This is a genomic window from Geobacillus sp. WSUCF-018B, assembly GCF_002809985.1.
Classification (GTDB): Bacteria; Bacillota; Bacilli; order Bacillales; family Anoxybacillaceae; genus Geobacillus; species Geobacillus thermophilus.
The window spans coordinates 1-8,415 of sequence record NZ_PIJF01000082.1 but is presented as its reverse complement, the minus strand read 5'-3'; the positions used below and the strand labels follow the sequence as shown (position 1 = coordinate 8,415).

The 8,415-nt window shown below is 47.0% G+C and carries 5 protein-coding genes, 1 pseudogene and 1 CRISPR repeat array; of the genes and pseudogenes, 3 read left to right on the top strand and 3 right to left on the bottom strand.

The genetic code is table 11. The features are described 5' to 3' along the window. Nucleotides 1-96: 96 nt before the first annotated feature. A CRISPR array of direct repeats spans nt 97-1,251; the repeat unit is 36 nt; unit sequence GTCATAGTTCCCCTGAGATTATCGCTGTGGTATAAT. Between the two features lie 101 nt (nt 1,252-1,352). The 3 genes from cas2 to cas9 are packed head-to-tail and all read right to left on the bottom strand — an operon-like array spanning nt 1,353 to nt 5,758. Continuing rightward, nucleotides 1,353-1,661 carry a CRISPR-associated endonuclease Cas2 gene (gene cas2, locus CV944_RS16020; RefSeq protein WP_033016933.1) on the bottom strand — a complete coding sequence of 103 codons (309 nt, stop codon included), beginning with the start codon at nt 1,659-1,661 and terminating at the stop codon, nt 1,353-1,355. A 4-nt stretch (nt 1,662-1,665) separates the two neighbouring features. After that, entirely contained in the window at nt 1,666-2,565 is a 900-nt protein-coding gene (gene cas1 / locus CV944_RS16015; protein ID WP_050368140.1) for a type II CRISPR-associated endonuclease Cas1, read from the bottom strand. Beyond that, nucleotides 2,495-5,758, bottom strand: a complete 3,264-nt coding sequence (gene cas9, locus CV944_RS16010; protein ID WP_100664518.1) for a type II CRISPR RNA-guided endonuclease Cas9 — start codon at nt 5,756-5,758, stop codon at nt 2,495-2,497. Before cas9 ends, cas1 begins: the two co-directional genes overlap by 71 nt. Nucleotides 5,759-6,059: 301 nt before the next feature. Here cas9 and CV944_RS16005 point away from each other — a divergent pair. The 3 genes and pseudogenes from CV944_RS16005 to CV944_RS15995 all read left to right on the top strand — a co-directional run. After that, nucleotides 6,060-6,494, top strand: a pseudogene (locus CV944_RS16005) (RpnC/YadD family protein); the annotation flags it as partial. Between the two features lie 338 nt (nt 6,495-6,832). Next, nucleotides 6,833-7,042 (top strand): hypothetical protein, encoded by a 210-nt coding sequence (locus CV944_RS16000; RefSeq protein WP_042382650.1) that lies wholly within the window; start codon nt 6,833-6,835, stop codon nt 7,040-7,042. A gap of 166 nt (nt 7,043-7,208) precedes the next feature. After that, complete coding sequence (locus CV944_RS15995; protein ID WP_021321902.1) at nt 7,209-8,093, top strand: Rpn family recombination-promoting nuclease/putative transposase; 885 nt, start codon at nt 7,209-7,211, stop codon at nt 8,091-8,093. Nucleotides 8,094-8,415: the final 322 nt, after the last annotated feature.

Genomic DNA, 8,415 nt, shown 5'->3' with positions numbered 1-8,415 from the left:
AAAAATTTAGCACATTCCTTCAGAAAAGGGGAGAGGGCTTTCTGAAAGAATGTGCAAAAAAATGGGCGTTTTGTGCTGAAATAAAATGATAATTTACACATAGTTCCCCTGAGATTATCGCTGTGGTATAATATACGCCGCATTGGGCGACATGCCCGAAAGGTCATAGTTCCCCTGAGATTATCGCTGTGGTATAATTATCCGGCCCGATTTTTGAATACATTATTAGTCATAGTTCCCCTGAGATTATCGCTGTGGTATAATCGGCGCGTATTTATACCCGCAGCCATACGGGGTCATAGTTCCCCTGAGATTATCGCTGTGGTATAATAAGCGGGCAAGTTTAATACTCATATCGTCGGTCATAGTTCCCCTGAGATTATCGCTGTGGTATAATCACCAGGAACGCATACGCTGGGCTTTGAGGTCATAGTTCCCCTGAGATTATCGCTGTGGTATAATTCACCTCCTTCATCGGTATGTCTTCATGAAGTCATAGTTCCCCTGAGATTATCGCTGTGGTATAATAATCGCGCCGTCTTGGATTTGCGCCGTACTGTCATAGTTCCCCTGAGATTATCGCTGTGGTATAATTAAAGCGTTGTACTCGTACGCGTCAAAAGCGTCATAGTTCCCCTGAGATTATCGCTGTGGTATAATTCCTTTTCCGCGCGATCGCGCAACATCGGAGTCATAGTTCCCCTGAGATTATCGCTGTGGTATAATGGGGACGGATCGCAATAAGTCGCATAGACGGTCATAGTTCCCCTGAGATTATCGCTGTGGTATAATCAATGTTATAACTTTCATGCGCTATCATCAGTCATAGTTCCCCTGAGATTATCGCTGTGGTATAATTTTGCGAAGCTGACACTCGATACGATTCCGTCATAGTTCCCCTGAGATTATCGCTGTGGTATAATGAAAGGCAAAAATTTACGCACATTAGAACAGTCATAGTTCCCCTGAGATTATCGCTGTGGTATAATTTATGCGATGCCAACTGGGCATTTTGGGCTGTCATAGTTCCCCTGAGATTATCGCTGTGGTATAATTAAAGGACAATCCAGAGTTCATACAATGTGTCATAGTTCCCCTGAGATTATCGCTGTGGTATAATAACAAGGGAAAAGTCTCCCTGCTGTTCGTGTCATAGTTCCCCTGAGATTATCGCTGTGGTATAATTATCGCCAAGCGCACGGGCAAAGCTTGCTAGTCATAGTTCCCCTGAGATTATCGCTGTGGTATAATACGTATCCAAAAAAGCCTGCAATCTCAAGGATCGCAGGCTTTTTTGCTTTCAAAAAATGCAAAGGCGCTTATGCAAAAAGAGGAACCATTTCTGTTTTTTTTTAAAAAAGCGTCAGCTGGGTGGATGTCACTTTCTTTTCTTGCGCCGTTGGTTCCCCGAGAAGCAGCTGCATTTTTGCGTACTGCTTTTCCGTTACGACCATCGCCCGAATCGATCCTCGAGGGGGCAAGTTGCGTTTTAATCTTGCCAAATGTTTGTCCGTTGCTTCATGTCCGTGGCAGACGCGGCTGTAGACCGAAAATTGCAACATATCGTACCCTTCGTTCAGCAGGAATGTGCGAAATCGCCGGTATTCGCGCTTCTCCCGGTTGGTCACGACGGGAAGATCGAAAAAGACGAGCAACCGCATAAACTTACTCATACACGTGCAGTTGCAACGGGAGAAGTTCCGGCAATTTCAACAACGAAGGGTCTTGGCTTCGGCTTGCCGTGACGAAGCTTTTTGTCATTTCTTCCACCGCGTTCACGACGGTCAGTTTTTCTCCATTCACTAGTATGTCCATGTTGACTAAATTATATAAGTCTGCCCGAATGGATGGAGAAAATTCATCATCCGGTTGAATATGTTGAGCCACGTATAGGTCAACGAGCGGACGCAATACTTCCATAAAGTCGTCGGCGAGATTAAATTTGTTCAACTCGTTATCATGGTAAATTCCTAAGCATGGGAGAAAACCATACCCAACGAGAGAGCGGGCGACGAGTCCCCGCATAATGGCGTATCCATAATTCAAAGAAGCGTTCACCACAGAGTCGCTTCGCCGAGTAAATTCGCTGCCAAATAAATACTGGAAGTACTTTTTCGCTCCATACGCTTCACGGTTATTGCTGTCCCCAGAGTCGACGGTTTTGCTGATGCGGTATAGGTCGTCGGCTCCTTCTTTGTTCAGGAACTCCAAACACTTTCCTTGATTGATGAGTTTTTGAATCACGATTCGCTGCCAAATTCGCTTTTTAAAAGGCTTGGAGTAGGCGTACTGCATGTGCAGCACGCCCACTTGGCGGGAATGTTTTTGAAATGGCTGCAGCACCCCATTGGGAAGCCGTTTTTGGTCACAGGTGAATAATGTAATGTTATGTTCGGCCATTTTGCTTAAAGCGGCTGCTGTCACGCTGACAGCTTGTTCCTCGATGATAATGGAACAAATATCCTCGAGCGGGATCGAAACTTTTTCTTCTTGTTCAATCACGAGTTGATTGTAACGGACGGACAGTTTCCCCGGTTTTCGAATGAGCAGATGACGCCAACCCAACTCTTTTTTCCCCTCTCACTTTGTAGATGTTGCCGAGCACATCTACTTGGTATTTCTCGAATCGTTTGAGGGTTCTTGAACCGACGCCTGAGAGGGAGAAGCTACAGTCATGGCTGACTAATTCCAGTCCTGCTGTTCCCGAATGAATGGTTTTATAGTAGGCAAAAAGATCCTTAATTTTGATTTCCTCGCCTCCGGCGGTTTTGATTATTTTTTCCCGCGGAAGCTCAATGCGAATGAGATCATTTGGGTACAGGCTGAATCGGAACGTATAGTCCTCTGTCATTTCCTTCCATTCGGAGTACGGCTTGTTCGGCTCGATGGCTTTGTTTGGCAAAATCCCTTTCATGATGTCCATGGTGTAGACAGGGACACAATAATATTTCCCATCCTTTTCAAATACGTCAACCCGAACGATGTTGCTGTTGTAGGCGACGGTTTTGCCGTCATTGAGCGGGATGACCTGGTTTTTTGTGTCGATGATTTTTACGGTCCGAATGACAGGCCCGGGTTCGCCGTTCTTTTTCGGCTTGTACAAAGGCTCTTGGAATGCCTTTTTCGGGTCATTGTTATGTTCAAGCAGCCGCTGGCGGATCGCTTCGTATGTCCTTGGGTCGCTTTCTTTGCCGTACATCGGAAAATGCCCGCTCGCATCCAACTTGATTTCGGACAGTTTCGTTTTGACAACAGTTTGGATTTTCCCGCTCCGTTCATCGATACCGACGTAGCGCCGTAATGTTTCTTGATGAGCCGCCCCTGTAACGCTCCGCTTCGGCATTCGGGATACAAAAACCGGCTGTAGCGATTCGAGTTTCTGATCATCATAATTTCCAAGATTGAGAGCTTTTATACTCTCTTTTGGATGTTTTGATAAACGCGCCCGCAGTTCGTCGGCGAAGTGCGGCCAAGGCTGCGGGAAGTGCGGTTCTGTCTTTTTGGCCAGTTCTTTGTTTTGTTCGCGCCGTTGGTAAAAGGCGGTGACTTTGGCGATATCGCTTGGCGTTGTGCAAGCGACGATCACGGCATCGACTGCATGATGCAAATCCGATTCTTCACGGTTTTTGTTAAACTCCCAGCGGCTTCGCAAATGGGCGGTAACGCGGCCGTTGACCGTATAGACTTTTTGCTTGTCATCACTTTCGGCGAATTTCAGATGTTCGCGAATAAAGTTGGCGAAAAAGCGTGAAATATACCGGGTGTCATTTAAATTTCGATTTTTAAATTCTGTTTCTTCATTTTCATCATAATGGAGTCGGAGCAGCCGATCCCGTTTCTTTTTGGAAAACTGCTTGTTCGTTAACACAAACGTTTCAAACTGTTGCCAGCGTTCGGTTCCGACGCCTAAATATTCGGCAGGAATGCGGTTGCCTTTTTCGCGGTTTTCTTTTGTCAATACCAACACTTTATTGGTATAGCTGTCATCTAGGCTCCGGCTATATGGAATTACATGGTCTACTTCCGTGTACCCTGGTTCAAGCAGCCGCTCGATTTCGATCGGTTGAAGCGAGTAGGCGCACCTCCCATTTTGCTCACTCCAAAGTTTGAACTTGACAATGTCATGGCCGGTTGGGTTTAGCGTCAATCCATACTCCATGAGTTGGCGGATGGCGGTTTCGTTTTTCTTCCGGTTTTCGTCTTGTTCTTTTTTTGTTTTCCGCCGTTCGTCAAACGTTTGTGATAAATCGCGGGCCAACTCGATATGAATGGATACCGGCGAACCGTACTTTTTAATAATAGCATTCACCACTTTCCGCGCCTGTGTCAATGCACGCATGACGACCGGATTGGCGATCGGCGGAATATTTGGTAGCAACATTGTTTTTTGTTTCTTCTTTGGCCCTGTAAATGTGTATCCCGCCCGCTCACAAGCCGAAGAGTAGACTTCTCCTTGTTCCATGTACGGGAGAATGCTGCGAAGCGCCTTTAGCGACAAATGGCCGAATTTGGTGAATGACAAGTTCAATAGTTCCTCAATTAGCTCGTTGTCATATACCTTGTTCGCTAAATTTGGCATCCGTTTTCCGTTTTGTTCATATTCGTTTCGCAAGTAGCTGCGAATGTCGGCATCATCTTTAAACAATGTCAGGGCGTAACCGAATGTATCAAAATCGATGGGGAGAAATGAACTTGACTTCCCCTTTCCATACACTTTATCGACGGCTTTCCGAATTTGATGATAGGCGTCGAGTTCAAGGAATCGGATGTTTTCATTTTGCTTTCGTGATTCGCCTCGATCATACACAATGCCTTTAAAGTAAGTGTCATCAGGCAAACGGAGCAACGTCCGTATATCATGGTAGGTGATTTTGTTTTTTTGGAATGCCTGTTCATACAAAAGGCGTCGTTCCTCATCGGTGAGCCCCCGTGTTCCTGATGGGGAGATGAGCCGCAATTTATTGATGTGCTCCCAGGCGATGAACGATTGGAATGTATAGGTTGCTTTTGGCGCCCGTTTTTCTTTCGGTTCAAAGGTACAAAAGCCGACCTTTTTCTCGATGTCATCTTTGGAAGCAACAGGACGCTGGGAAGCCCAAATGGTGATATATTCATTCTCAAACTTTTCCGTGCAACTCATGTTTCCAAACTCACGCTGTTTGGAGAAAATGAGTCGAATCTCGTGTTCTAAGTCATCGCGGGCGATCGTGTTTGTATAATTTTCTCCTTTATTGCGCTTATGGAGCGCAAACTTTGGATCTTTCACAATCATTTCGCCGACGGTCCGGTAGCCTGAAAGAATGGCCCGGTTTTCTTCGATATGTTTGAGCATCGTGCTGTTTTCTTTGTTGCTGCGCTCGCTTTTGCGGTTGGATTTGAAACCGCGCCGCTTGGCTAGATGAAGGAGGACGCGAGCCAGCTCGTCGTTGTTTAATTTTCGATCCAATGCCTCAACACGCAGCTGCCAGACGTCGATTTCGTGTTTTTCCTCGAATAGCTTGTCCAGTTCCTCTTTCGTTAAAATTCCTTCACGAATGACCAGACGGCGAATGCGCTCCAGCCGATGCTTGCGGCGGCGCAGGCGACGCCGGGCGGAGCGGGCGAGGCGTCGGGGAAGAGCTAGGGATTCTCCCGTCTGCGGATTTTCGGCTCTGTCAAAAATGCGGACGCCCAAATCTTCGATGCGAGGAATATCCAAGTTAATGACTGCCCACCCCACAGAGGTAATGCCGATATCAAGGCCGATTTTGTATCTCATGTCGATCCCCTCCCGTTAATAGAGATATGTAGTAAAAAAGACCTTAGCGTTTTCCGCCAAGGTCTGAGTTTGCGCAAGGATGGGGAATGCCCGCCAAAAGCGGGCGACAGGCGATCCCCAACGCCGCGGGTCAGTCTGCCTTAGGCAGAAAGCCCTTATCATAGTAACCCTGAGATCATTGCTGTGGTATGATCCTATTACTATAATAATGGGGAATTTTAGAAAACGCAAGCGTTTTTTCAAAAGTTAGAGTATTTTGAGTGAAGGGAAACCCACTCGTATGGGCCTGTCCTAGTGCTGCATCCACCATAATAATCCGGTTGCCACCGTCTTGTTAAGCAAAATGGGGTATAATGAAGAGGAGAAAGTCGACGTGAAAAAGGAATTTTTGCGCATGCTCGTCCGTCTCGAGCTGGATGAAGCGAAACAGCGGCTGTTGTTCGGTTTTTTCGAGACGTATTTGCGGCTATCTGAAGAGGAGGAAGCAAAACCGCGACACGAGGTGAGCCAAATGGAAACGAAGGAAGCAAAGCGTGTGATGGAGCTCATCGTCTCGTACGAACAGCGGGGAATGGAAAAGGGAATCGAGAAGGGAATCGAACAAGGGGTCAAACAAGGGATCAAACAAGGTATTAAACAAGGGCGCCAACAAGGGATTGAGGAAGGGAAGCTCGACGTGGTGAAGAGAATGCTGGCGAAAGGGTACGATGTCGAGATTGAAAGGATGAAGGGGTGAGACGGCCCTTCGCCGTCAAGCCCCACATTGTCGTCGACCTCCAATCGTGCAAAAACCCCGGGGGATCGACGACAATGTTTTTTGCGCAAAAATCCTACAGCCATCACGGCTGAACCATATTGACAGAATTTTTGGAATGTGGTATTCTGGAAACAACCCAAAGGGAAAAAGCTTGATTTGATGCGCATGGTTTGGGGTTTTTATCGTACCTATGAGGGATTGAAACTTCGGCAGATGATCAAAGAAGGCCTGGAATCCGGGATTAGATTCGGCACAGCGAACCGGGAAATCTGCTTGTGTCTACTAGTTGCAATGAATGAACTGGGGGTGAAGAAACCATGATCACGATCTATGACTTGATCGGCTACATTCAAAACATGGACAACATGGACAAATTGGATGAAATCATCAGTCGATGGTACTTTCAAACGTCTGTCTGGACATCACAGGTGAAAGAAGAAGTCAAAAAAGCGGTGGTCGAAATCCTACAACTAGGCGAACCTAAAGTGTACCAGTTTTTTGTGGATATGTACGGTCTTAAAATGTGAAGTTTTTATCGTACCTATAAAGGGATTGAAACGTCATCCCGGTCGTGACAATTGGAGTTCCTTCTGCCGTTTTTATCGTACCTATGACGAATTTCTCACTGTGAGCAGGATGCCGCCTTGGGGACGGCGAATAGAAAAAGAGAGACCATCAAGGTGAGGTGATTGAATGGCGATTGACCATGATCGGCTGTTCAAAGAGCTGATCCGCACGTTTTTCGAAGAGTTTCTGCTCCTCTTTTTCCCCGACATGCACGAGCATATCGATTTCCACCATCTGTCCTTTTTATCCGAAGAGCTGTTTACCGATGTGACGGCCGGTGAAAAGTACCGCGTTGATTTGCTGGTCGAGACGAAGTTGAAAGGCGAAGACGGGCTGATCATCGTGCACGTGGAAACGCAAGGGTATGTCCAGCCGACGTTTGCCGAGCGCATGTTCCTCTATTTCAGCCGCTTGTATGAAACCTACCGGACCCGCATCGTCCCGATCGCCGTCTTCCACTATGATTCTCTCCGCGAGGAACCGTCTGTGTTTTCGATGGAATTTCCGTTTGGGGAAGTGCTGCAGTTTCGCTTTTTTCCGGTGGCGTTGCGGAAGAAGCAGTGGCGGGAGTACATCCGGCACGACAACCCGGTCGCGGCTGCGCTGCTCAGTCAAATGGGGTATACTGAAAGAGAGAAGGTGGAGCTGAAAAAAGAGTTTTTGCGCATGCTGGTGCGGTTGGAGCTCGATGAGGCAAGGCAGCGGCTGCTGCTTGGGTTTTTTGAGACGTACGTGAAGCTGACGGAGGAAGAGGAACAACAGCTGCAAAGCGAGGTGAAGGCGATGGAAACGAAAGAACGAGAGAAAGTGTTGGAGCTGATCATCTCCTACGAGCAAAAAGGGAAGAAAGAGGGGCTGGAAGAAGGGGTAAAACGCGGCCTTGAGCAAGGGATGAAGCAAGGAATGAAGCGGCTCATTGAGACGATGGCGCAAAAAGGGATGACGGCCGCCGAGATTGCCCGGTTGGTTGATCTTTCTGAAGAAGAGGTTCGAAGCTTGCTGAGCGAGTAAGAGGGAAAGGGGGGTCGATCTCATCCTGGTGTTTCCTGTTGAATGAGTAAGAGGGAAAGAAGAAGGCGGTTATCCACCGCCTTTTTTTCATGAAGTTTGACTTCAGCCGCTTGTTCCGTGAGAATCGTACCACGTGATTTTTATCTTAATTAGGCGAGAAGACTCCCACTTCAACGAAGCGAAGCGGAGTAAGTGGGAGATGAATCGCCTTAACTATATTTTACTGAAAATAGGATAGATTCAGTAAAATATAGTATCATATAGTTAGATGGGAGGTGAAAACATGTATTTTTGTATCAAACAACAGCTAAATGGTTTGACC

Excerpts from the sequence above, each read along its gene's own strand:
- cas9 (WP_100664518.1), bottom strand. The coding sequence starts at position 5,758 with ATGAGATACAAAATCGGCCTTGATATCGGCATTACCTCTGTGGGGTGG.
- cas2 (WP_033016933.1), bottom strand. The coding sequence starts at position 1,661 with ATGCGGTTGCTCGTCTTTTTCGATCTTCCCGTCGTGACCAACCGGGAG.
- CV944_RS16000 (WP_042382650.1), top strand. The coding sequence starts at position 6,833 with ATGATCACGATCTATGACTTGATCGGCTACATTCAAAACATGGACAAC.
- CV944_RS15995 (WP_021321902.1), top strand. The coding sequence starts at position 7,209 with ATGGCGATTGACCATGATCGGCTGTTCAAAGAGCTGATCCGCACGTTT.